This window comes from Lactobacillus sp. LL6 (assembly GCF_007570935.1).
Classification (GTDB): Bacteria; Bacillota; Bacilli; order Lactobacillales; family Lactobacillaceae; genus Lactobacillus.
The window spans coordinates 705,200-728,868 of sequence record NZ_VLLR01000001.1 but is presented as its reverse complement, the minus strand read 5'-3'; the positions used below and the strand labels follow the sequence as shown (position 1 = coordinate 728,868).

The following is a 23,669-nucleotide window of genomic DNA, read 5'->3' as shown; positions in this document are numbered from 1 at the left end:
TCTATTGAGTGACGACCTTTTTATAATTCATTAATTATTACGATTACGCTTCTTGTCAAACTTTTGACGTTCTGAAGTGTTTAAAATCTTCTTACGAAGACGAATACTTTCAGGGGTTACTTCACAATATTCATCATCGTTTAAGAATTCAATAGCTTCTTCTAAAGTCATCTTCTTAGGTGTCTTGATTGCAGCTGCGTGGTCTTTACCAGAAGCACGAGTGTTAGTCAAGTTCTTACCCTTAGTTACGTTAACAGCGATGTCTCGTTCACGACTTGATTGACCAACAATCATACCTTCATAAACTTCAACACCTGCTCCAATGAACAATACACCACGTTGTTCAACTGATTGAAGTGAGTAAGTAGTTGATTGTCCTTGGTTAATTGAAACCAAAGCACCATTTCTACGTCCTGGTTCCCAGTTCTTAACTACTGGCTTGTATGAATCAAAAGTATGGTTCATAATACCGTAACCACCAGTTTGTGACATAAATTCATTGTTGTAACCAATAAGTCCACGTGAAGGTACCAAAAATTCAAGACGAGTTTGACCATTACCAGTTGATTCCATGTTCTTCATTTCACCTTTTCTTTGTGAAAGTGAATCAATTACAGAACCTACATATTCATCTGGAGTATCAACTTGAACAGCTTCATATGGTTCACACATAGTGCCATCAATTTCACGGTAAATAACCTTTGGACGAGAAAGTTGCAATTCAAAACCTTCACGACGCAATTCTTCTACCAAGATTGATAAGTGAAGTTCACCACGACCAGAAACAGTCCAAGCATTCAATTGGTCTGTTGGGTCAACTTTAAGTGAAACATCAGTACGAGTTTGACGAATCAAACGATCTTCAAGTTTCTTAGGAGTTACTTGGTCACCTTCACGACCTGCAAATGGTGAGTCATTAGCAACAAAGTCCATTTGAAGAGTAGGTGGATCAATCTTAAGAAGTGGCAAAGCTTCTGGTTGTTCTGCAGAAGCAATAGTTTCACCAACGTAAATATCATCAATACCACTGATTGCAACAATATCACCAGCTTTAGCTTCTTTGATCTCATTACGCTTCAAACCAAAGTAACCAAATAATTTAGTTACACGGAAGTTTTGAGTTGAACCATCACGTTTCATAACAGTAATGTTGTCGCCAACTTTAACTTGACCACGGTAAATTCTACCGACACCGATACGACCTACATAGTCATCCCAGTCAAGCATAGTAATTTGGAATTGTAAAGGTTCATCAACATTATCAAGTGGTGCTGGAATATTTTTAACGATAGTGTCAAAAATTGGATCCATAGTTTCCTTTTGAGTACTTGGATCTGGTTCATATGAAGAAGTACCATTCAATGCTGAAGCGTAAACAACTGGGAAGTCAAGTTGTTCATCATTAGCACCAAGTTCGATGAATAATTCAAGAACTTCATCTAAAACTTCCTTAGGACGAGCACCTGGACGGTCAATCTTGTTAATCACTACAACTGGCTTAACTCCAGCTTCCAATGCTTTCTTTAAAACAAAACGAGTTTGTGGCATTGTACCTTCATAAGCATCAACAAGCAAAAGTGCTCCGTCAACCATGTGCATGATACGTTCAACTTCACCACCAAAGTCAGCGTGTCCTGGAGTATCCAAGATGTTGATAGTAGTATCACCGTACTTAACAGCAGTATTCTTTGACAAAATAGTAATACCACGTTCACGTTCAATAGCGTTTGAGTCCATTGCACGGTCTTCCAAATTCATATGTTCTGGTAAAGTATCTGATTGCTTAAGCAATTGGTTAACCAAAGTAGTCTTACCGTGGTCAACGTGAGCAATGATTGCAATGTTTCTTACGTCTTCTCTTCTTTTATCTGACAAAAGTAATTTCCTCCCCACTCCTCAATAAAAAAACTGTGACCCTGTCACAGTTTCGGTGGCGCGAAAGGCGCGAATCGAAGTGTTTTCTATTAGTTAATTTCGTTCCTAAATTTTACCACCTAAGTCGTTATGGGTCAACGATTTAGCGGAACTTAACTTTTTATTTAAAATTATATCCAAAAAATAGGCAAGATTTGTCAACTTATGGTACAAATAATATAAAGACTTTTTAAAAGGAGAAATCAAAATTGATTTTAATGAAAGATATTACACGCGACGGAAATCCCGTATTGCGTAATGTAGCAAAACCACTCACTTTTCCATTAAGTGATCATTACAAAAAACTTGCTGAAGATATGATGGAATATCTTATCAACTCACAAGATCCAAAAATCGCTGAAAAGCATCAATTGCGTGCTGGAGTTGGGCTTGCCGCTCCTCAAGTTGGTGAAGGCGTTCAAATGGCATCATTACTTGTTCCAGATGATGAAGGAAATATTATTTTTAAAGAAACTTTCGTAAATCCTGAAATTTTGTCAGAATCAGTTCGTCAAGTTTGCTTAAGTGAAGGCGAAGGGTGCCTTAGCGTTGATAAGGTTATCAACGGATACGTTCCTCGTCCTGATAAATTGACTATTCACTACTTTACAGTTGATGGCGAAGAAAAAACTATTCGTTTAAAAGATTACCCAGCAATTGTTGCTTCTCACGAAATCGACCACTTACATGGTCACCTTTTCTATGATCGTATCAATAAAGAAAATCCATTTTCTTTAAAAGATGACACTATTGTTATCTCTTAGTTATGTTATTTTAAAAGCAAAAATTTGTTATAAAAAAGAAGGATTAGATCTAATCTTTCTTTTTTATTTTATTAAAAATAAAAAAGACTGCCGGGTGACTAAGCCGACAGTCATAAAATTGGGAATTAAGAAGATTGAAGAGACTTCTTATAAGCAAATGATTTTTAAAAGCCATTTACTACACTTTTATAGTATCGCTAATGTTATTTTAAGTCAATGGTATTAGTAATTTTATTTTTAGCAGTTATATTAAAATTTATTTTTCCGATAATCATTAGGCTATACTTGACATTGTAAATATGATAAAATTTTCATTAGCTGTTGAATATTTTTCAATATTCACTTATGAGAACGTTTTTTAACAATTGAATAATAAAGGAGAATACAAATATGATCTACAAAGTTTTGTATCAAAAGGACAAGATTGTTAACCCACGTAGAGAAACCACTCAAACTCTTTACATGGAAGCTGACAACTATGTTCAAGCTAGAGAATTGGTTGAGGATAATACCCCCTACAATATTGAACTCATCCAAGAATTAACTGGTAACTCTTTAAAATACGAAAAAGAACACGCTGATTTTAAATTAACGACGTTCGAGGATAAGAAGTAATAAAGAGTGCGAATCAAAAATAATGAAGTAGCCGTTTTCGCAATCGGGGGTTTACACGAAATCGGTAAAAACATGTATTGTGTGCAGTACCAAGATGAAATTATTATCATGGACTGCGGTATCAAGTTCCCTGAAGATGACCTTTTAGGTATCAATTATGTCATTTCTGACTACTCTTACTTGATTAAAAATCGCAAAAAAATCAAAGCTCTAGTGGTTAGTCACGGTCATGAAGACCATATCGGTGGTATTCCATTTTTATTAGAAAAAATTCCAGAAATTCCAGTTTATGCAACGCCATTCGCTCTTTCTCTTATTAGAGGAAAACTAGAAGAACATGGAATCTTAAAAACCACGGAATTACATGAAGAACACGAAGACACAGTTTTAAAATTTAATAAATTAACTGTTAGTTTCTTTAGAACTACCCACTCCATTCCTGATACTTTGGGAATTGCTGTTCATACTCCACTTGGAGCTGTGATTTTTACTGGTGACTTTAAGTTTGACTTAACTCCAGTTATGAATCAACCAGCACCAGATTTTCAAAAGATGGCTCAAATTGGTAAAGAAGGTGTCCTAGCACTTCTTTCAGATTCAACCAATGCTGAAGTTTCGCAATTTACTAAATCTGAAAGATTTGTTGCTAAATCAATTCATGACATGATAACTGGCATTGATGGCAGAATTATCTTTGCGACTTTTGCTTCAAACCTTTATCGTGTATCTACTGCATTAAAAGCAGCTATGGACACTGGTCGTAAGGTAGCTATTTTTGGTAGGAGTATGGAAAATGGCGTTCAAAACGGTATTGATTTAGGATATTTAGATATTCCAGATGGATTAATTGTCGATGCAGATGAAATTAATAATACTCCACCTGAAAAGGCAATGATTCTTTGTACCGGCTCTCAAGGTGAACCACTTGCAGCCCTTTCTAGAATTGCCAATGGGACTCACCGCCAAATAAGTTTGCAACCAAATGACACTGTCATTTTCTCATCTAATCCTATTCCAGGTAATACATTAAGTGTTAACCACCTTATTAACAAATTAATGGAAGGTGGCGCTAATGTAATTCATGGACGTGTTAACAACGTTCATACTTCTGGACATGGTGGTCAAGAAGAATTAAAGATGATGGTTCGTTTAGTCAAGCCTAAATATATGATTCCAGTTCACGGTGAATATAGAATGCAGGTTATTCATGCTCAACTTGCTCAGGAAGCTGGAGTTCCTAAAGAAAATACTTTTGTTTTAGATAATGGCGAAGTAGTTTGCTTTAGTCCGGAAGGTTCTAGAATTGCAGGTCATATCCCTGCTGGAGATATTTATGTAGATACCTCAGGTACTGCTGATGTTGGTAATGTAGTAGTACATGATCGTCAAATCCTTTCAGAGGAAGGTTTAGTAGTTGCAGTAGCTACCGTTGATTATAAACGTAAGCGCGTGCTAGCTGGACCTGATATTTTAAGCAGAGGCTTTGTCTACATGCGTGAATCTACAGATTTAATTAGTCAAGCTCAAAAACACGTATATCACGTTCTCAGAAATGAAATGGCTAAATCTGATCGACCAAAAGACAGCGACGTTAGAAAGGCAATAGTTGAAAATCTTTCAGACTTCCTTTACTCTAAGACTGAAAGACGTCCGATGATTTTGCCAATGATTATTGAAAAGAAATAGAAAAAAGCCCTTAAAGGGCTTTTTATTTTGAACATATGAATATAAAAATCACAATTTTAGTTAACAAAACCGCCGGAAATGGCAACGCAGAAATCACCTTTAATAAAACAAAGAAAATTTTAAATAGTAAAAATATCCCCTACACTGTATTAGAAAGTACTTATCCTGGAGAATTAATTTTACTTGCTCAAAAATATGCTAATCAAGCTCATTCAAATAAGGAACACTTATTAGTAATTGGTGGTGATGGCTCATTCAATCAAACTTTAAACGGCGTAAAAAAATCTAATAATCCTGATACTCCTATCGCCTACCTTCCTGCTGGTACAGGAAATGATTTTGCACGAGCCGCAAAATTATCTTCCAATCCCCAAAAAATTATAACCTCGCTCCGCTCTGGTCCACAAATACAAATCGTAGATTGCGGAAAGTTTACTCTTGACCAACATAAATGGCAATATTTTGTAAATAACTTTGGAATTGGTTTTGATGCTTACATAGTTCATAAAAGCAATCACGGTTCATTTAAAAAAATCCTTAATAAAATCAAACTTGGCAAGTTAGTCTATGTTTCTAATTTAGTCAGTGCTTTACATAATCAAAATAATTTTAAAATCAATGTTAAAACCCTTGCTAAAGAATATCATTTTAACAATACTTATTTTGTAACTACTACTAATCATCCTTATTTTGGTGGTGGAATTCCAATATTACCATCAGCAAATATTCATAGTCATGTTTTAAATGCAGTAGTTGTTGAAAAACCATCTCTTAGGAAATTTCTCATTTTATTTGTCCATTTACTAAAAGATGGATCTCATGTTAATGACCCACATTTTCATAATATTGAGGCCAAAGAACTTCAAATTTCAACTTATACTCCAGAATATGGTCAAATGGATGGTGAAGATACAAAAAAACGGTCATTCCGAATCACTTTCCAGATTGACCATTTTAATCTTATTCACTAAAAGCCTAAGTTAGGCTTTTTTATTTTAACCTAAATATGAAATCGCTACTTGTAATTGAGCAAGACGAATAATTGCTTGTGCCAAATTTTCTTTATCAACTTCCACAAAAATTTCACAACTATCTTCATCAAAGTTAAAACCAGCACCTATAGCAACTTGAGCACCCGTACGATATAAATCAGCGTCAGTTTCACCAGGATCAAGTTTAAACAAAATATGACTATCATCACTTACTTCATAATAGTCACCTTTATCAATTACAAAGCAGTAAACAGTGTCACCATAGGCATCAATTTGAGTAGTGGCAATTTCAAGTGTATCATTATCTACATTAACTACACCGGTATTATTTGAAACCCAATCCCCAATGCCTTTTTTAATATATTTTTGCATCTCGTTCATTAAGTAGTCCTCCATCTAATAATTTTGCTACTTCTTATTATAAACGAAAAAGATGGCATTTTTAATCAAATGCCATCTCAAAAATTATCCGAAAATCACATCATGAGCCTCACTTAACTTCTCTAAAGTCGGCTCATTAATCGTGTAAGCCATATCAAGATTCCGAGCATACATTTCTAATGAATCTTGGGCAATATAAGTTAAATTACTTATTCTTTCTAAATCGCCATAAGTTAGCACCTCAATGGCTTTGTTAATTGATTTATCATTCGGATAAGGATCTTCGTTCATGATTACTTTTAACCTTTCTTATAATACTAGTTGTTAAATATTGTAGCGCATTTTTAAGAAAAATAAAACAAATATGACTTATAGCATGAAATGTATGATGAGTATTCATCATTCCATCTTATTAAAATTGATCCTGCATAAGCTGAACTGGTGAATTAACTTCAACTTTACCCACAATATGACGAATTTGATGTGGTGACAGCTTATCATCGTATTGAAGTAGATTAGAAATTATATTAATAATAGAATTTACATAATTGTTCAATGCAATACTAAATAAAAAATTATGGTCTTGTTTAATTTTTTTATCTGAACCATATGCCAGCTTGATTCTTGTTAAAATTTCATTTTCTGTTGTTTTATATATCTTTTTCAAAAAACCAATATCACCATTCTCAGATAAAAGTGTTAATACCATAGACTTATTTATAATATAAAAATTAATAGTAGCCTTAAAATCTTCTTCAAAATCATGAATTATTTCTTCACTTGTAGCAAAATGGTCTCGTCTTTTGACTCCTGATCTATCCTCTTCCATTGCTTTTTTTAATCCAGAAACTAATTCATCTTCTGTATCATCCAAAACTTCATTTTTATTTGAATAATAATGATAAAAAGTACGTGAACTAATTTCCGCCTTTTTTATAACATCACGACTATAGATTTCACGAAAGGGTTTTTCTTCCATACATTTTAGCAAGCCTTGTTGAATTCGATTCTTGGTATTAGTTACTCGAATATCCACTACAACCAGTCCACCTTTTCTTACCTCTAAATACTTTTCATGCTAACATAGTGACATAGTTATATGATAGCGATTACGAGATATTGCCTACGTATCGCCTATAATAAAATCTATGTTTACTATTTGAAAGTAAAGTTTGAAAAAGAGACTTGAATAAGCTTATGCTTTTCTTGCAAATTTTAAATTAAATTATATATGAAGATATTTTATTTACCCTTTAATTTTACACCTTCCATACCAATCATGGGATCAATTTGACCTGAGTAAATCAGTTCGGGAGTCAAATGATAATCTTGAGAGTTTAATTTTGATTCATTTTCTAAATTCTTTCCTGCAGAAACTTTTAAAATCTGATGCAACTTTTCAGCTAAAGTAGTTTTTCGATCATTGCCTGGAGTATTTAAAGCAGCTTGATAAGCGCGTGGATCACCTATCAAGACTAAATTCTTCTCAGCACGTGTAATAGCTGTATAAAGTAGATTTCTTTTTAACATAACATAATTTTGCATGGTTAAGTTTAAAACTACTAAAGGAAACTCTGAACCTTGTGATTTATGAATTGTAATAGCATATGCTCGTGTTAAATCACTCAAATCTTTCTTTGAAAAAGATACCTCTCGATCATCAAAATTAGTAATTAAACATCTTTTGGCATTTTCTTCATCAATCCCTACTACTTTTCCAATTTGACCATTATAGATATCTTTTTCTGGATTATTTTGTAATTGTAAAACTCTGTCTCCAATTCTAAAGATTTCATTATGAGCTTCTATTTTTTTAGTATGTTTTTCGGCAGGATTCATAATTTCTTGAATAATATCATTCAAGTTATTTACTCCTCCATTACCGTTATACATTGCACCTAAAACTTGAATATCATCTTTTGAAAAGCCTTTTTTTATGGCAAGTTCAACAATTTGTCCCACTGCATCCCCCACCAAGTCGGGTCTGCATGGAATAAAAGAGTAATTTTTAGTCTTTTTAAAAATTTCTTCTTGATTATTTCCCTCATTAACACTGTGAGCCAAGGTTATTATAGTTGAATCATCACCCTGACGATGGATTTGCTTCAAAATAGTTGTAGGAAAAGCTTCTGATTTGATTAAATCACTAAATACATTCCCAGCCCCTACTGATGGTAATTGATCTTTATCACCTACAAACACAACTCTAACAGTATCATTGATGCTTGAAATAAGTTTTTTAAATAAAAACATATCAACCATTGACATCTCATCAATGATCAATATTTCCCCATTTAATTCATTAAGCTCTTCATCCTCATTATTACCTATTCCAATTCCTAGCATTCTATGAATCGTTTTAGCCGCAATTCCTGTAATTTCACTCATTCTTTTGGCAGCTCGACCAGTTGGAGCAGCAAGTAAAAATGGTGGATCATCACTATAAAGAGCTGAAGCAGGAATGGCAGCTAATTTTCTCAGTGAAATTAAAATTCCATTAATAATAGTTGTTTTTCCAGTTCCAGGACCTCCTGTCAGAATAGAAATCGGATTGTTTAAAGCATTTTTAATAGCTGCTTTTTGAGTATCATCGTATTTAATTTTTAATTCTTGTTCAGCTTCTTCAATCGCCTGTTGAATATCTTCATTAGAAAAAGTTTCCGTAATATTTTTCTTTTTTACTAAATCTTTCATTATTTGTGCAATATCTGATTCAGTTTTAAAAATATTCTGTAAACTTGCTTTATTATCATCAACTATTATTTTATCAGCATGTTGCAAATCATTGATATTATTAGCAATTAGATCAAAACTATTAATTTTTAATAGTTCATTGGCTTCAGTTAATAACTCTTCAAGTTCAACATAAGTATCACCATTGTTTTGCAATTTATCACTTAAAATTTGAAAAATCGCACCCTTAATTCTACGAGAGTCATCTTTAGGAATATCTAATTCCTTTCCAATTAAATCTGCAGACTTAAATCCATAACCATGAACTTCTGAAATTGGACTATATGGATCTGTTTGTAGCTTTTCAATAGCTTCACCACGATATATTTGATAAATTCGATTAGCAATTGGACGTCTAATTCCATATTGTGTAAGTTTAAGCGCTACTTCTGCATATGAATCCATCGCGCTTATTCCGGATAATAGACTTTTCTTTTGCTTAGTTGACAAAGATAAAGTTTTTATTTTATCAGGATTATCTTTTAATATATCTAATGCATCTAATCCTAATTCATCAACTATGGTATTAGCACTTTTTTGCCCAATTCCGGGAAATTTATCTGAACTAAAATATTTTACTAGTCCTCCTACTTCATGAGGCATTACTTGTTGGTAACTAGTAGCACGAAATTGTAAGCCAAACTTTTCATGCATTACTAATTGTCCTTCAAAATGATAGCTACTAGAGTAATCTATTTCACCAAAATTTCCAGTAACTTTTATTTCTTGTTCATCATAATCATCTAATTTACCCAAAATCTCAACATCTAAGATTTTAAACATATCGCGATTATTTTCAAACACAATCCCATTAACTTTACCAGTAAACTCAACCATTTTTCTTTTCCTTATCATTTATCATTTTCATGATTGCAGAATATTGATTTTTAGCTTGTTCAAAATATTTAGTATCCTGCTTTTTTGACAATGCAAAAAACCTCTCCGCTTCATCACGATTATTTTCTAATAAACAAATCCCAATTAAAAAGTTAACCTTACTATTGCGTTCTTTTTCTGTAATTTGACGATATGTATTCTCGGCTTGTTTTATATCTCCAAGGCTTAACCAAATATCACCTAGCAATTCTTTAGTTCGATTATCCACTTTTTTGATAGTCATAGCATATGCTAAAGCCTTTTGACTTTGACCAAGTTTTAAATACACTAAAGCTTTTTGATATAAAGATATATCATCATTAGGGATTTTTTCAAGAAGAGTCAGGGATTTATCAAAATCACCTTGCATATAGTAGCAAACCGCTAAATTATAATCTAATTCTTGTGGTTTTTTAACTAGATGCTTTGCTTCTTCCAATAGTTTAGCAGCTTGGTCGCTGCTACCTTGCTCCATTAAATACGTTGAAAGTTGTAAATAATTTTCTATTTTTTGTGGATTTTTATCAATTTTTTCAATTAACTTGTGAATCGCTTCTTGTACTTTACCTGCATCATATAAATTTGAAATTTGTTTGTCCATTATAATGAGTCCGTTTTTGATAACTTTCTACCTAAAAAATCTGTTTCATTCCACACAACTGGTTTAAAAGTTTTTCCACCATCTAAAGTTTCCAAAATAGTTAAACTAGTATTACTTAGGCCTCCACGCTTGCGCACTTCTGCCAATGGATACCCCAATAAACCACCCATAATAGCTGAGAGAGCTGCTCCATGACTTACTGCTAGTACTTTATCATTTTCATTTGGAAATCTTTGTGCCATTTCTTGAGCAAAACTTTTACCTCGAGCTATCACATGAGGATAATCTTCACCATGTAATTGAGCTGGATTATATAAGTTAGGATGGTTCCAAAAGTTATCAATTTGTTCAGGAAACTTTTCTTTAGCTTCTGAGAACTTCATTCCTTCCATATCACCCAAATTAAATTCTCTGAGCCTTTCATCAATTACTACTGGTAAATTTGCATTCATTGCATCATCAATGCCTTGTGCTGTATTAAATGCACGATTTAAAGGACTAGCAAAAATTCCGCGAAACTGTGTCCCTTTAAGATGTTTTCCTAATTTTTTTATATCTTCTAAACTTTGTGGTAACAATGGCGAATCACCATGTCCACCTTGAAAACGACTCGCTAAATTCCACTCTGTTTTTCCGTGACGCACAAAATAAATTTGCATTTTTTAGCCCCCTAATAAACAATATAAATAATCATTATACCTAGTTTATCATTTTCATGGCAAAAGAAAAAAGAGTTGAATAACCAACTCTTTTAATAAATTAAACTAATTGTAATTGCTTTTCACCTTGGAAGGCTTCATCAATATTGCCTCCGCCGATGCATTCTTCACCATTATAAAGTACTAAAGCTTGACCTGGAGTGACTGCACGTGCAGGTTCATCAAAGAAAACATCTGCAGTATTATCAGCAGCATTATATTTTACAGTAACACCTACGTCTGCTTGACGATAGCGGAATTTAGCGGTGCAATGAAATTCTACATCATGATCTGGGGCTCCGGTAAAGAATGACATACCACTAGCCTTTAATTCAGTAGCATATAAAAGCTTGCTATCATAGCCCTGTTCAACAATCAATTCATTCTTCTTAAGATCCTTACCCACTACAAACCATGGATCAGTTGATTCTTTAGTTGAACCAAGTCCCAAACCCTGTCTTTGACCAATAGTGTAGTACATAAGTCCAGCATGTTCACCTACAACTTTACCAGTTGGAGTAACCATCTTTCCTGACTTAGCTGGTAAAAATTCACTTAAAAACTTTCTAAAGTTTCTCTCACCAATAAAGCAAATTCCAGTTGAATCTTTCTTAGTAGCAGTAGCAAGACCAGCTGCTTTTGCAATTTCACGAACTTGTGGCTTAGTTAAGTTAGCAAGTGGGAAAATAACCTTATTGATTTGATCTTGGCTAAGTTGGCTTAAGAAGTAAGTTTGATCCTTATTACCATCTTTTGGACGCATCATATGAGTCACACCATTTGCATCCTTGACAGTTTTAGCATAATGACCCATAGCAATATAATCTGCATCTAAATTCATAGCAAATTCAAGGAAAGACTTAAATTTAATTTCACTATTGCACATCACATCTGGATTTGGAGTTCTTCCCTTTTTATATTCATCTAAGAAATACTCAAAAACGCGATGCCAGTATTCCTTTTCAAAATTAATTGAATAATATGGAATACCAATCTTATCAGCGACCTTTTTTACATCATCATAGTCTTCAGTTGCAGTACAAACACCAGAATCATCGGTGTCATCCCAATTTTTCATGAAAACTCCGACAACATCATAGCCTTGTTGTTTTAAAAGCAGGGCTGACACACTTGAGTCAACTCCACCGCTCATCCCAACAACAACTCTGATTTTACTATTGTCCACCATTTAATCAATCCTTTGCTTCAAGCAAAATATTGCGCTCCTCTAAATCTTTTAAAATATAGTCTAAAAGTTCAACCGTTGGCGCTAATTGCTTGTTCTTAAATATATTTACCTTTTGCAAACCATTCCGATCAGTAATAACCATAGTTAATCGATCTAAATCCTTATTAATAGTCATCTTAAGCTTAGTTGGAGCATTATAAGGAGAGTCATTGTATAAAGGATGCTCATAATTATAGTTTCCTTTATTAGTTCTCACAAATCCTGCATCAATTAAAGCATAAAGCTTAATATCTGGACTTAAAGTAAACTTACGGTTATCACCATTAATCACAACTGTGTTTGCCATAATATTCCTCACTTACTAATAATAAGCCACTTTCTTTTTGAAAGCAACCCTTTTGTTTTGAATTAATTAATTGATTTCCTCAACATACTCACTAATTAGCTTAGCAGCTTTTGCTCCTACTTTTTTAACAAAAGTCTCGAAATCTTCATCTGCATTTTCATCCCCATTATCACTAATTGCACGCATGGCAATTAGTGGCTTATTAAAATGATATGCAACTTGTGCAAAAGCTGCACCTTCCATTTCAACACCTAGAGCGGAAGGAAAGTTTTTCTTAATTTCTTCTTTTTGTTTTTCTGAAGCAATAAATGAATCTCCAGTAACAATTAAGCCTTCTTTATAATCAATACCCTTTTGATCTAAATAAGCCTTAAAATCATTGCGCTTTTTACTATCTAATTTAAATTCTGCTGGTTCTTGTGGAATCTGTCCTTCAACATAATCTCCTGCAGCAGTATTATGAGCATCATGATAAGTAAAACTTGATGGTAAAATCAAATCTTCCTTATGAACATTTTCATTCATTGAGCCAGCAGATCCTGTCATAAAAATCATATCAATATCTACATTACTCAATAAGCTAGACAAATTCATTGCTGCTTGAACTTTTCCAATTCCGCTCAAACCAAGATAAATATCATTACCATTAACAGAAAAATGTTCAAACTCAGTTGAGCCGAACATTTCCTTGGTTTCAGAGCGGAAATTATTTCTATAATATGCTGCCTCAATTTCCATTGGGACAATAATTGCAATTTTCATAATTTCCCTCAATTCATTTATATCAATTCATTTATAAATGAAATAATGCCAGTAAGACCAAGCCAATTAAAACAATCAATATTAAAATAGTCCAATTTAATCTCTTCTTGAGCCTTAATCCTTTTTCATTCTGAAAAGATTGTTTTCTATTTAAATTATAGTTTGCCGCCGGCTCAGTAGGTTGACCATTACCTTCTAAGCTACGTAGTTTTGGCATTTCTTCTTTTTTATTAGAATTACTAAATTCAGACTGATCATTTTGACTAAATTCTTGATTGTCAATGAAAGCACTTTTAATTTTATCAAAAATTTTTGTATAAGATTTTGATTGCTTTTTTCTGTAATCAGATCTTTTTTCAGTCATTATTTTCTTTTGAACCTCCAGTAAGAAGCATATTTTCCCAAACAGACATCGCATAAAGTGTCTTGGCATCAACTATCTTACCTTCAGCTGCTAATTTTTTTAATTCTTCTAAGCTATACCAACTAGAAGTTAAAAATTCATCAGAATCTAAGTCCCTTTTTTCTTCTAATTTAGTTAAAGTATCGCAATAGAATAAATACATTTTTTCATCAGTAAAGCCAGGAGTAGAATAAAATTCTATAATTTTTTCCCAGTATTCTGCCCTATAGCCGCCTTCTTCATTTAATTCACGCTTCATTGCATCTAAGGGGCTTGCATCAGTTGGGTCGATTAATCCTGCTGGAATTTCCAAAGTTAATTGCTTAATTGGTTCACGCCATTGTTTAACAAGAAGCATTTTATTTTCTTGATTAATAGCAATTACAGCAGCTGCTGGTTGATGTTTCACTACTTCGCGAGTTGCAGTTTCACCATTTGGCAACTTAATAGTTCTAACAGATAAATCAACAATTCTGCCCTTAAATATCTGTTGTGAAGAAATTTCAGTTTCTTTTAAATCCATTTAGATCCTTTCTTGTGATTCTGCTAAATAGACATTCACACATTGTAGGCCATTTTTCCCTTGTGCAAGTTGATACTTCACTCTTTGACCAACTTCGAGATTTTTATAACCATCTTCTTTTATAGCAGTATAAAATACAAAATATGATTTATGATTTAAATCATCATCAATGAAACCATAACTGCCATCAAACTGTTTTACAGTACCTAAACGCATTAGTCCTCAAATCCTTCTTGAACTGCTTCTGGATAATCCTTTTCAACAATTTCTGCACAGCGTGCACAAAGTTGTGGAAGCTTTGGATCAGCACCGATATCTGTCTTGATCATACGACAACGTGGACACACTTCACCATCTGCTCTTTCAACAACAATTGATGCATTGTTGAATTGTTCAGCATTTTCTGGAGCATCCCCATCAGCAATTGTCAATTTAGAAACAATCAAGATTTGTCTAAAGTCTGCTTCAAGATTTTTAAGCATTTCTTTGGTTTCTTTATCTGGGTAAATGGTTACAGCTGCTTCAAATGACTTACCAATAAGTTTATTATTTCTAGCATCTTCTAATGCCTTCAATACATCATCACGCAAATTCATGAATTTTGCCCAATTTTCAATAAGCTCTTCACGATTTAAGTGAGTTTGAGCTTCTGGCATATTAGTAAGTTGAATATATTCTTCGTCTTCTTTTAAAAAGCCCCAGATTTCTTCCATAGTATGTGGCAAAATTGGCGTCAAAAGCTTAGCGAGTTTCACAGTTGCATCATAAATTACTGTTTGCATTGAACGACGTGCATGGCTATCTTTTGATTCAATGTATAAAACATCCTTAGCAAAGTCTAAGTAAAATGCTGATAAGTCATTTGAAATAAACTTAAAGATATTCTTGTAAACATTATTAAAGTCATATTCATTATATGCAGCTAAACTATCCTTAATAACATCATTAAGCTTAACTTCCATATATTGGTCTACTGATCTTAAATTGTCATAGGCCACACGATTTTCCTTAGGATCAAAGTCACTAGTATTTGCAAGCATATAACGGAAAGTGTTTCTAATCTTACGATAGCTTTCAGAAGCTTGACGTAAAATGTCGTATGAAACAGCCACATCTGAAGTAGCATCAGCTTGTGCAACCCAAAGACGAATAATTTCAGCACCCATCTTCTTGATAACGTCTTCTGGTAAAATTCCATTACCACGTGACTTACTCATCTTGTGACCCTTATCATCAAGAACAAATCCTTGTGATAAAACTTGCTTATAAGGTGCTAAACCAGTAGTAGCAACAGAAGTAATTAAACTTGAGTTGAACCAACCACGATATTGGTCACTACCTTCTAAGTAAAGGTCAGCTGGGAAGTTAAGACCTCCACGCTTCTTCATTACACCAGCCCATGATGTTCCTGAATCAAACCAAACATCTAAAATATCAGTTTCCTTCTTAAATTCACCATGTGGTGAGTGCTCTGAAGTAAAACCTTCTGGAAGTAATTCTTTAGCAGTATGAGTATACCAAGCGTTTGATCCTTCTTTTTCAAAAATTTGTGCTACATGTTCAATAGTTTCTGGAGTAACAATTGGAGTATCATCTTCTGCATAGAAAATTGGAAGTGGAACACCCCAAGCACGCTGACGTGAAATTACCCAATCGCCACGGTCTTTAATCATATTGTAAAGACGAGTTTTACCCCATGATGGAATAAAGTTAGCTTGTTCAATTTGATCTAAAATTTGATCGCGGAACTTAGCAATAGAAGCAAACCATTGAGTAGTTGCACGATAAATTACAGGCTTCTTAGTACGCCAGTCATGTGGGTAGGAGTGAGTAAAGAAGCTAAGCTTTAATAGTGCACCAGATTTTTCAAGTTTTTCACTAACTACTTTATTAGCATCATCATAAAACATTCCCACTAAGTCTGGATCAGGAATTTCTTCAGTAAAGCGACCTTGAGCATTCATTGGACTAAATACTGGCAAGTTATAGCGTTGTGCTACATTATAGTCATCTTCACCAAATCCACTAGCAGTATGAACTAATCCGGTACCATCATCTGCAGTAACGTGCATAGCATTCATTACTAAACTATCTTGATCGTAAAGTGGATGCTTAGCAACCATACGGTCCATATCACTACCCTTAAGGTGTTGCACAACTTTATAGTCTTCCCACCCTAAAGCTTCAGCAACTGCATCTAAACGAGTAGTTCCAACAACATAACGCTTACCATTTACTTCTACTACTGAATAGTCGAATTGTGGATTTACTGTAATACCTTGGTTTGAAGGGATAGTCCAAGGAGTAGTTGTCCAAATTACAAAGTAAGTATCTTTTTCATCTAAAATTCCCTTACCATCTTTAACTGGGAAAGCAATATAGATTGAAGGAGATTTTACATCGTGATATTCAACTTCAGCTTCTGCTAAAGTTGATTCACTTGACCATGACCAATAAACTGGTTTTTTACCCTTGTAGATATAACCATTTTTGAACATATCTCCAAATACACGAATTTCTTCAGCTTCAAACTCAGGTTGAAGCGTGATATAAGGATGATCCCAGTCAGCCATAATACCAAGACGCTTGAAGTCAGCCATTTGCTTTTCAACTTGTTCTTGAGCAAATTGTCGGCAAAGCTCACGATATTTAGCTCTGTCCATTGTTTTGCGATCAATACCTTTTTTAGCTAAGGCTTGTTCCACAGGAAGTCCATGTGTATCCCAACCAGGTACATATGGTGCATAATAACCGTTCATATTTTTAAATCTAACGATAATATCCTTAGAAATCTTATTAAGAGAGTGTCCCATGTGGATATTACCATTAGCAAATGGAGGACCATCATGTAGATCAAAACGAGGCTTACCTTCATTTAATTTCAATCTTTGTTCATATAAATCATTGTCTTCCCATTGTTTTTGCCATTCAGCTTCACGAACAGGAAGATTTCCACGCATCTTAAATTTAGTCTTACCTAAATTCAAAGTATCTTTGATTCTCATTCAATAAATTCCTTTCTTAAATAGAAAAACCTCGTCCATTATTAGGACGAGGTTAACCGTGGTACCACCTAAATTGAGTTTAAAACTCCACTTAATAACTACGTATCGTGTAGTCAAAACGCTTAGACTTATCTTGATAGCTGATCAACCATTAGACCTTTTTTACTAATCTCGCACCAACATTAGCTCGCTGAACCGTCTTCAAGTTTTACTACCAGTCTAAAATTTGTTATTTTTTATAAGTATCCGGAAAGACTATTGTTGTACCAGTATGCTTTTTAGGCTTTGGCTTTTCAACATTAACCGTCTCTTGACTCGGACTATCCCCTATTAATGGATGAGAGGTATTTTCATCATCATGAGGGTCTTGGTATGAGTTTACGTCATCAAGAGGTGAATTGTCAACCTGTACATCATCAAAATCGGCATCATCTTCATCAAATTCCTCATCAGAATCAACAGAAGGAATAGGTTCTGACCCATCTTCAGGATAAAAACGATCTGTACCAAAATATTTATCTAACTCATGTTGCCAATCTTCATCATTTAAACTATCAATCTGCTTTTGCAGCAAATTTTGAATATGATTACGAAATTCGTTAACTTCTTGCTTTAAACGTTGATAATCACTATTTAAAACTTCTTGTTGCTGTTTTTCATATTTTGTATCAACGCTGGCTTGATCTTGCGCATTATTCAATAACTCATCTGCTTCTTTTTGAGCATCGGCTTTAATTTTTTTTGCGGCTTCCTGTGCTGAAATAATTGATTGATTAAGGTCTGACTTTTTTTGATCGTATTCTTCTGCCTTTGCCTTATAATCATTCAATCTTTCTTTAGTAAGTGTTAATTCATTATTTAAGTCTGCATTTTTATCTAAAACATTGCCATAATCTTCAACAACTTGATCTAAAAATGAATCAACTTCATAACGATCATACCCACGACGTCCACGTCTAGTAAATTCTTTTTTATTTATATCAATTGGGGTTAATTTCTTGTCCGCCAAAGTTTGAGCACCACCTTATATTTACCTTTTTTTGTTGCTGAGATGTCTGTAATTTCAACTCTACCAAAATGTCGTAAACTCAGTACATCTCCTACTTTTATAATTATATTAGAATCTTGAATATCATGCCAATTTAATTTAGCTTTTTTATTCTCAATTAGCTTTTTAATTTGTGTTCTGCTCTGTTTACTAATACCTGCTAAAACACTATCAGATCTTAAAGAGGCAATAATTTCTGTTTTTTGGAGTGAAGTATCTTCTGGAATAAGAATTTCTTTAAAAGAAATCTCTCGTAATTTTACTCGAACCTTTCCAATACGATCGATTTGTTCTAAAAAGAAGTCTCTAAGCTCGGTTTTAACAAAAATTTGCCAGTTTCCTTCACCATCCGTAATTATGTCACCAAAAGTATCAGTGTCAACTCCTGAATTAGCAAGGGAACCTAAAATTGAACCATGCCTTATTTTTTCAAACTTCATCGGATATTCAATATTTATGGGAGTAATTTGATAATCTTCTGGACTCAAATTTTCCCAATCTAAACTTAAATATACTCGCTTTTTTTCTGCGTTTTTATAACCGCCATATTCTTGAATCAATGCATCATTACCCACAATTGTTTTCAAGATTTCCCGCTTGCCTGGGTCTAAAAAATCAGTTAAAATTGCTTTTTGTTTAAAAATTAGCTGATTAAAAAGACCAACAAACTTATCAATTGTTGGTCTTTCTTCTTGTTCAAAATGTGGGTAAAAACTACTCGCTTGTCGGCGTTCCATCAGGCAAATAACCTAAACAAAATATTGAAAATCCATCTAAGAACATAATATTGAACAAAATAAAGAACTAATAAAGCGATAATCGGCGAAAAATCAATTCCCGTTGAATATGCTAAACGTGCAAGCGGTCCTTTTCTAAATAAATTCAAATATGGATTAACAATTTTATTGAGCCATTCGCCAATAACTGAATTATTCAGTATTGGCACCCAACTAAGAATAGCATTAATTACAATGAATAAGCTATATAACCAAAAAATCCATTGGATAATTTTATATAAACTAAGTAGTATGCTTACCATTAACTTAAATTATCTTTCTTATCTACTAAATCACTAATTTTACCATCAGTGGTGAATTTAGGCGGAGTAGCCAAAAATATTTTATCACCAATGCGCTGAATCTCACCATTCAAGGCATATACGGTTCCTGTGATAAAATCAACGATTCTTTTAGCGGAACTATCTTCCATTCTACTAAAATTGATGATAACAGCTTTATTATTGAGTAAATTCTGTGCAACTTCTTTAGCATCTGAAAAAACACGCGGTTCATACAAAACAATTCTGCTTTTAGCCGCATTAATTCCTGATTTTATAGAAACAATGTTATCGCGATTGATTGTATTGAGCGGAATCTCATTATGTTCTTCTGTCTCACGGTTATCGGTATATTCTTCGTCCAGCATATCACTTTCATCATCTGAAATTCCGAAGAATCTACCAAGTTTATCAAAAGCCATGTTCCTTACCTCCTACTAGTTTTCTCCACGATGCTTAAAGAATGGAATATCTTCTGTATCATCATCGCTTTGAGCACTAGTTTCAATTTGTGAAATGCTATCTTGTTCATCATTGTTGTATGAATCAAAGCTATCATCTTTTTGTTGAGAATCAGGTTGTGTCGGTCTTCTTTGAGATTGATCAGCATTATTTAAGCCCCAGACACTTGTTGGATCAACCATAGTTTCTTGTTTATGAGAAGGTTGTGAATCAGCTTTATTTTGTGAAGAAGTTGGATTTACACTATCTGCTCCTACTACTGGACGCTCTTCCTGCTTTTTTTCTGGTCTAGCAGGTTGTGCCTTTACTTGGTGACTTCTTCCTGGAAGTTGTTTTGAAGCAGCTTCTTCAGCGGCTGAATCAATACCAGTTGCAATTACAGTAACAACTACTTCATCACCTAAGTTAGGATTAATTGAAGTACCAAAAATAATATTAACATCATCGCCAGCAGCTTTTGAAACAATTTCAGAAGCATCTTGTGCTTCAAATAAAGTCAAGTCAGGTCCACCAGTAATGTTTAAAAGAACTTGCTTAGCACCATCAATTGAAACTTCAAGAAGCGGTGAAGAAATAGCAAGCTTAGTTGCTTCAACGGTTCTATTTTCACCACTAGCACGGCCAATACCCATTAAAGCAGCACCTTGATTTTCCATAACAGTCTTAACATCAGCAAAGTCTAAGTTCACATAGTCAGTAGAAGTTATCAAATCAGAAATACCTTGAACACCTTGCTTCAAGACATTATCTGCTTCTTTAAAGGCATCCATCATTGGAGTTTTCTTATCTACCATTTCAAGTAAACGGTTATTTGCAATAATAACTAAAGTGTCAACATACTGTTTTAATTGAGTAATACCTTCGGCAGCATTCTTTGACCGCTTAGGACCTTCAAAACTGAATGGACGCGTAACTACCCCAACAGTTAAAGCACCGGTTTCACGGGCAATTTTTGCTACTACTGGAGCAGCACCAGTTCCAGTACCGCCACCCATACCAGCAGTAATAAAAATCATATCTGCGCCTTTTAAAGCATCTTCAATAGTTTGTTCACTTTCTTCTGCAGCCTTTTGACCAACTTCAGGATGTGAACCAGCACCAAGACCACGAGTTAACTTTGGTCCAAGCTGAATCTTATTTTCAGCTTTATTGCTATTTAACGCTTGTACATCGGTATTTGCCGCAATAAATGAAACGCCTTGTACACCATCGTCAATCATTCGATTGACAGCATTGCCGCCGGCGCCACCTACACCAATAACTTTAATGACAGCATTTTTATTGTCATCTGAATCGAACGTAAAATCCATGTAATTAACCACCTTTAATCAAAGAACTTCTTAAAGAAATTCTTGATGCCCTTTGTATTATTTTGATTATTGCTTTCTTTTTTATCTTCTGAAGCTTCGACATCTTCAGACACATTATGTCTATTATAATCTTCTTTTGCCTTAGTTTCACTAGTAGAAGGCTTAGTTTTTGAAATCTTTGGCTTTTCTTGTGCAATCTCTTCACGCTTAACAGCAACATCGTTACCATAAATTGCACTGACAACCAAATAATCAATATCTGACATCTTATCAGCATAATTAACAATGCCATAAGCTGCTGCATAAATTGGATTACGCATTCCCATCTGATCTGGTTGATAAATACGTGCTTTTGATCCAAGTTTATTTGCAACTAAACCATCAATTCCTTGTAAAAGACTGCTTCCACCAGTTATAACAATTCCACCTGGCAATTTCAAAGCCTCATTTTTGGCTAAACCTTTGCCGATTCGATTAATTGTTTGAACCAATCGAGCATTAATAATCTCACTAAGATAAACTTCGCTCACCATTTGCTGACCATTAGATCCAACACTATTAACTGCAAACTTATCTTGTTCAGAAGCTAAACTTGGATCAGCAAATCCATAATCAAGTTTAATTTGTTCAGCATCTTTCTTAGAAGTACTCAAAACCACAGAAATATCATTGGTAATATCACTGCCACCCTCCAAATCAATATTTGCATATTTAATTTGTCCTTCATGAATAACAGTAGCAGTAGTATCGCCCCCACCTAAGTCCAAAATAATTGAACCAAAAGTGCGCTCTCCTTCATCTAAAGCTACACTTGCAATTGCTAAAGGAGTCGGAATGAAGAAATTATTATTATAACCAGCTCTTTCAATAGCTTTTTTAATATTATGAAGAGACCCAGATGGCGCAGTTAACAATATTCCATATACAGAAAGTGAATGTGCTATCATCTTGCGTGGATCATCTACATCAGTTTTACCATCAATCATAAATCGGCTTGGTAAAAATGATATAGGTTCACGACCATCTTTAACAGCTGATTTAACAGCTGCTTGTAATACTCTTTTTACATCTTCATCGCCAACTTCTTGACCGCTTTCACCTACATTAGTAAGTCCTGTAGCAGTTTCAAGTTGAAGCATCCCTACTGGAATTCCTGTTACAACACGATAAATTGTTGCATTAGTCTTTTCTGCAACTTCTTTTAATGCTCGACTAATTGCTGCAGCAGTTTGATCGATATCTACAATTTTACCATGCCGCATACCTGTATTTGGGGTAGTAACTGCGCCAATTACTTTCCCTGAGTCAGATACTACGGCTTTTATACTTGTGGTCCCGATATCAAGTCCCACTAAAAGATTTGAATTATCCAAAATTTAGCCCCCATTATTATCTGCCATGAAAAAATTTTAACATAAAAAAGCGTCAAATTCAGCCTATGATATACCATATGTCTTCATTTCATTAGTAGTAAGAGGTCTGCTAAATGCTCCAACCTCTAAATCAATCAAACTATGCTTGCCTGCTTTTTCTTTAATTGCATTATAATACTTAATTTTGTTTTTAAGAGTAGTAATATTACCAATAACAACATTACCATCTTTCATTACTAATACAATTTGAGAAGGTCGACGAGTATTACCGCTCAATACTTTAACTTCATTTTTAAAATATTGTGGAAAACTATTATATAGTTGTAACTCATCTTTTAAAGCAGCATTTCGCTTGTATCCTATGAATAAAGGTTTACTTTGCTGAATCTTATTCCAAGCTATAGATTGAGTACCAATTTTACCATTTGATAAAATTCTCTTATATTTTGTTCCAGACTTAATGTAACCTAAAGTTCCATATTCATCAACTTCTAATACTAATTGATTAATATGCGTTAATTTAACATTAACATCTTTAATTTCGGGATAATGCTTGATTAATTTTTGTTTCAAACTATTTTTATCAAAAATATAATCAAAAACCTTGTCACTTGCTTTAATTCCAGAACTTTTAACTATTTCTTTACTTGGAATATCAGTTGCACCTTTAACACTAACTCCACTAATATTTGCATATGGCGATATATAGTAGCCTAGACAGATAATCGCAATTAATGAAACAAGAACAATTAAACCTAAACGTTTAAATAATGACTTTCGTCGCTCTTTATGTAAACCAGAAAGTGAGGCAGAAACTTTAGTCTTTTTATTTTTACGTCTTTTACGCTTTTTAGATTGATTAGTTTGATGATTAATATATGGCGATAGTTCTTTTCGCGGGTCAATCTTAGTAACTCGTTTTCTTGGCATC

General features: G+C 33.8%; 25 protein-coding genes. 4 read left to right on the top strand and 21 right to left on the bottom strand.

Features of this window, described 5'->3' with window-relative positions; all coding sequences use genetic code 11:
- Window positions 1–30: 30 nt before the first annotated feature.
- A complete protein-coding gene (typA, locus tag FOD82_RS03720) occupies window positions 31–1,875 on the bottom strand; it encodes a translational GTPase TypA (protein ID WP_144355149.1) in 1,845 nt (614 codons plus the stop codon).
- Window positions 1,876–2,123: 248 nt separating this feature from the next.
- Between typA and def the strand changes: the two genes are divergently transcribed.
- The 4 genes from def (at window position 2,124) to FOD82_RS03700 (ending at window position 5,950) form a co-directional block, all read left to right on the top strand.
- Entirely contained in the window at window positions 2,124–2,678 is a 555-nt protein-coding gene (def, locus tag FOD82_RS03715; protein ID WP_144355148.1) for a peptide deformylase, read from the top strand.
- 390 nt (window positions 2,679–3,068) lie between these two features.
- Window positions 3,069–3,293 (top strand): DNA-dependent RNA polymerase subunit epsilon, encoded by a 225-nt coding sequence (locus FOD82_RS03710; RefSeq protein ID WP_144355147.1) that lies wholly within the window; start codon window positions 3,069–3,071, stop codon window positions 3,291–3,293.
- A gap of 6 nt (window positions 3,294–3,299) precedes the next feature.
- Complete coding sequence (locus tag FOD82_RS03705) at window positions 3,300–4,979, top strand: ribonuclease J (RefSeq protein ID WP_144355146.1); 1,680 nt, start codon at window positions 3,300–3,302, stop codon at window positions 4,977–4,979.
- A gap of 35 nt (window positions 4,980–5,014) precedes the next feature.
- Window positions 5,015–5,950 carry a YegS/Rv2252/BmrU family lipid kinase gene (locus tag FOD82_RS03700; RefSeq protein ID WP_144355145.1) on the top strand — a complete coding sequence of 312 codons (936 nt, stop codon included), beginning with the start codon at window positions 5,015–5,017 and terminating at the stop codon, window positions 5,948–5,950.
- 24 nt (window positions 5,951–5,974) lie between these two features.
- On the opposite strand, the gene FOD82_RS03695 is transcribed toward FOD82_RS03700, so the two are convergent.
- The 20 genes from FOD82_RS03695 to FOD82_RS03600 all read right to left on the bottom strand — a co-directional run bounded on the left by FOD82_RS03695 (window position 5,975) and on the right by FOD82_RS03600 (window position 23,668).
- Window positions 5,975–6,343, bottom strand: a complete 369-nt coding sequence (locus FOD82_RS03695; RefSeq protein ID WP_144356012.1) for a DUF1828 domain-containing protein — start codon at window positions 6,341–6,343, stop codon at window positions 5,975–5,977.
- Between the two features lie 93 nt (window positions 6,344–6,436).
- Window positions 6,437–6,643, bottom strand: a complete 207-nt coding sequence (locus FOD82_RS03690; protein WP_144355144.1) for a hypothetical protein — start codon at window positions 6,641–6,643, stop codon at window positions 6,437–6,439.
- 121 nt (window positions 6,644–6,764) lie between these two features.
- Complete coding sequence (locus FOD82_RS03685; RefSeq protein WP_144355143.1) at window positions 6,765–7,388, bottom strand: TetR/AcrR family transcriptional regulator; 624 nt, start codon at window positions 7,386–7,388, stop codon at window positions 6,765–6,767.
- Window positions 7,389–7,594: 206 nt separating this feature from the next.
- Entirely contained in the window at window positions 7,595–9,922 is a 2,328-nt protein-coding gene (locus tag FOD82_RS03680; protein ID WP_144355142.1) for an ATP-dependent RecD-like DNA helicase, read from the bottom strand.
- Window positions 9,915–10,562, bottom strand: coding sequence for a tetratricopeptide repeat protein (locus FOD82_RS03675; RefSeq protein WP_144355141.1), 648 nt, complete (start codon window positions 10,560–10,562; stop codon window positions 9,915–9,917). The genes FOD82_RS03680 and FOD82_RS03675 overlap by 8 nt, the downstream gene beginning before the upstream one ends.
- Window positions 10,562–11,221: a histidine phosphatase family protein gene (locus FOD82_RS03670; protein WP_144355140.1), complete on the bottom strand. Its 660-nt coding sequence runs from the start codon at window positions 11,219–11,221 to the stop codon at window positions 10,562–10,564. Before FOD82_RS03670 ends, FOD82_RS03675 begins: the two co-directional genes overlap by 1 nt.
- A gap of 100 nt (window positions 11,222–11,321) precedes the next feature.
- The gene (gene mnmA / locus FOD82_RS03665) at window positions 11,322–12,449 is read right to left on the bottom strand and encodes a tRNA 2-thiouridine(34) synthase MnmA (protein WP_144355139.1); all 1,128 of its coding nucleotides are present in this window, start codon (window positions 12,447–12,449) and stop codon (window positions 11,322–11,324) included.
- 4 nt (window positions 12,450–12,453) lie between these two features.
- Window positions 12,454–12,795, bottom strand: a complete 342-nt coding sequence (locus tag FOD82_RS03660) for a DUF1831 domain-containing protein (RefSeq protein WP_144355138.1) — start codon at window positions 12,793–12,795, stop codon at window positions 12,454–12,456.
- Between the two features lie 66 nt (window positions 12,796–12,861).
- Window positions 12,862–13,557, bottom strand: a complete 696-nt coding sequence (locus FOD82_RS03655) for a 5'-methylthioadenosine/adenosylhomocysteine nucleosidase (RefSeq protein ID WP_144355137.1) — start codon at window positions 13,555–13,557, stop codon at window positions 12,862–12,864.
- 31 nt (window positions 13,558–13,588) lie between these two features.
- Window positions 13,589–13,921: a hypothetical protein gene (locus FOD82_RS03650; RefSeq protein WP_144355136.1), complete on the bottom strand. Its 333-nt coding sequence runs from the start codon at window positions 13,919–13,921 to the stop codon at window positions 13,589–13,591.
- Window positions 13,914–14,483, bottom strand: a complete 570-nt coding sequence (locus tag FOD82_RS03645; protein WP_144355135.1) for an NUDIX hydrolase — start codon at window positions 14,481–14,483, stop codon at window positions 13,914–13,916. The genes FOD82_RS03650 and FOD82_RS03645 overlap by 8 nt, the downstream gene beginning before the upstream one ends.
- On the bottom strand, window positions 14,484–14,699 hold the full coding sequence (locus tag FOD82_RS03640) for a cold shock domain-containing protein (RefSeq protein WP_144355134.1): 216 nt from the start codon (window positions 14,697–14,699) through the stop codon (window positions 14,484–14,486).
- Window positions 14,699–17,488, bottom strand: coding sequence for an isoleucine--tRNA ligase (gene ileS, locus FOD82_RS03635; RefSeq protein ID WP_144355133.1), 2,790 nt, complete (start codon window positions 17,486–17,488; stop codon window positions 14,699–14,701). The genes FOD82_RS03640 and ileS overlap by 1 nt, the downstream gene beginning before the upstream one ends.
- A gap of 229 nt (window positions 17,489–17,717) precedes the next feature.
- Window positions 17,718–18,497, bottom strand: coding sequence for a DivIVA domain-containing protein (locus tag FOD82_RS03630; RefSeq protein WP_144355132.1), 780 nt, complete (start codon window positions 18,495–18,497; stop codon window positions 17,718–17,720).
- A complete protein-coding gene (locus FOD82_RS03625; RefSeq protein WP_144355131.1) occupies window positions 18,479–19,273 on the bottom strand; it encodes a YlmH/Sll1252 family protein in 795 nt (264 codons plus the stop codon). Before FOD82_RS03625 ends, FOD82_RS03630 begins: the two co-directional genes overlap by 19 nt.
- Complete coding sequence (locus tag FOD82_RS03620; protein WP_144355130.1) at window positions 19,273–19,575, bottom strand: YggT family protein; 303 nt, start codon at window positions 19,573–19,575, stop codon at window positions 19,273–19,275. Before FOD82_RS03620 ends, FOD82_RS03625 begins: the two co-directional genes overlap by 1 nt.
- Complete coding sequence (sepF, locus tag FOD82_RS03615; protein ID WP_144355129.1) at window positions 19,575–20,015, bottom strand: cell division protein SepF; 441 nt, start codon at window positions 20,013–20,015, stop codon at window positions 19,575–19,577. Before sepF ends, FOD82_RS03620 begins: the two co-directional genes overlap by 1 nt.
- 15 nt (window positions 20,016–20,030) lie before the next feature.
- Window positions 20,031–21,365 carry a cell division protein FtsZ gene (ftsZ, locus tag FOD82_RS03610; RefSeq protein ID WP_144355128.1) on the bottom strand — a complete coding sequence of 445 codons (1,335 nt, stop codon included), beginning with the start codon at window positions 21,363–21,365 and terminating at the stop codon, window positions 20,031–20,033.
- A gap of 14 nt (window positions 21,366–21,379) precedes the next feature.
- Window positions 21,380–22,738 carry a cell division protein FtsA gene (gene ftsA / locus FOD82_RS03605; protein ID WP_144355127.1) on the bottom strand — a complete coding sequence of 453 codons (1,359 nt, stop codon included), beginning with the start codon at window positions 22,736–22,738 and terminating at the stop codon, window positions 21,380–21,382.
- A 63-nt stretch (window positions 22,739–22,801) separates the two neighbouring features.
- Window positions 22,802–23,668 carry an FtsQ-type POTRA domain-containing protein gene (locus tag FOD82_RS03600; protein WP_144355126.1) on the bottom strand — a complete coding sequence of 289 codons (867 nt, stop codon included), beginning with the start codon at window positions 23,666–23,668 and terminating at the stop codon, window positions 22,802–22,804.
- Between the last annotated feature and the right edge of the window lies 1 nt (window position 23,669).

Bases quoted from the DNA above. Each gene is read 5' to 3' on its own strand.
- FOD82_RS03620 (WP_144355130.1), bottom strand. From the start codon at position 19,575: ATGGTAAGCATACTACTTAGTTTATATAAAATTATCCAATGGATTTTT.
- FOD82_RS03650 (WP_144355136.1), bottom strand. From the start codon at position 13,921: ATGACTGAAAAAAGATCTGATTACAGAAAAAAGCAATCAAAATCTTAT.
- FOD82_RS03680 (WP_144355142.1), bottom strand. From the start codon at position 9,922: ATGGTTGAGTTTACTGGTAAAGTTAATGGGATTGTGTTTGAAAATAAT.
- ileS (WP_144355133.1), bottom strand. From the start codon at position 17,488: ATGAGAATCAAAGATACTTTGAATTTAGGTAAGACTAAATTTAAGATG.
- FOD82_RS03660 (WP_144355138.1), bottom strand. From the start codon at position 12,795: ATGGCAAACACAGTTGTGATTAATGGTGATAACCGTAAGTTTACTTTA.
- FOD82_RS03700 (WP_144355145.1), top strand. From the start codon at position 5,015: ATGAATATAAAAATCACAATTTTAGTTAACAAAACCGCCGGAAATGGC.
- FOD82_RS03655 (WP_144355137.1), bottom strand. From the start codon at position 13,557: ATGAAAATTGCAATTATTGTCCCAATGGAAATTGAGGCAGCATATTAT.
- FOD82_RS03600 (WP_144355126.1), bottom strand. From the start codon at position 23,668: ATGCCAAGAAAACGAGTTACTAAGATTGACCCGCGAAAAGAACTATCG.
- FOD82_RS03675 (WP_144355141.1), bottom strand. From the start codon at position 10,562: ATGGACAAACAAATTTCAAATTTATATGATGCAGGTAAAGTACAAGAA.
- FOD82_RS03690 (WP_144355144.1), bottom strand. From the start codon at position 6,643: ATGAACGAAGATCCTTATCCGAATGATAAATCAATTAACAAAGCCATT.
- FOD82_RS03695 (WP_144356012.1), bottom strand. From the start codon at position 6,343: ATGCAAAAATATATTAAAAAAGGCATTGGGGATTGGGTTTCAAATAAT.
- FOD82_RS03645 (WP_144355135.1), bottom strand. From the start codon at position 14,483: ATGGATTTAAAAGAAACTGAAATTTCTTCACAACAGATATTTAAGGGC.
- FOD82_RS03710 (WP_144355147.1), top strand. From the start codon at position 3,069: ATGATCTACAAAGTTTTGTATCAAAAGGACAAGATTGTTAACCCACGT.
- mnmA (WP_144355139.1), bottom strand. From the start codon at position 12,449: ATGGTGGACAATAGTAAAATCAGAGTTGTTGTTGGGATGAGCGGTGGA.
- FOD82_RS03670 (WP_144355140.1), bottom strand. From the start codon at position 11,221: ATGCAAATTTATTTTGTGCGTCACGGAAAAACAGAGTGGAATTTAGCG.
- sepF (WP_144355129.1), bottom strand. From the start codon at position 20,015: ATGGCTTTTGATAAACTTGGTAGATTCTTCGGAATTTCAGATGATGAA.
- ftsZ (WP_144355128.1), bottom strand. From the start codon at position 21,365: ATGGATTTTACGTTCGATTCAGATGACAATAAAAATGCTGTCATTAAA.
- FOD82_RS03625 (WP_144355131.1), bottom strand. From the start codon at position 19,273: ATGGAACGCCGACAAGCGAGTAGTTTTTACCCACATTTTGAACAAGAA.
- FOD82_RS03640 (WP_144355134.1), bottom strand. From the start codon at position 14,699: ATGCGTTTAGGTACTGTAAAACAGTTTGATGGCAGTTATGGTTTCATT.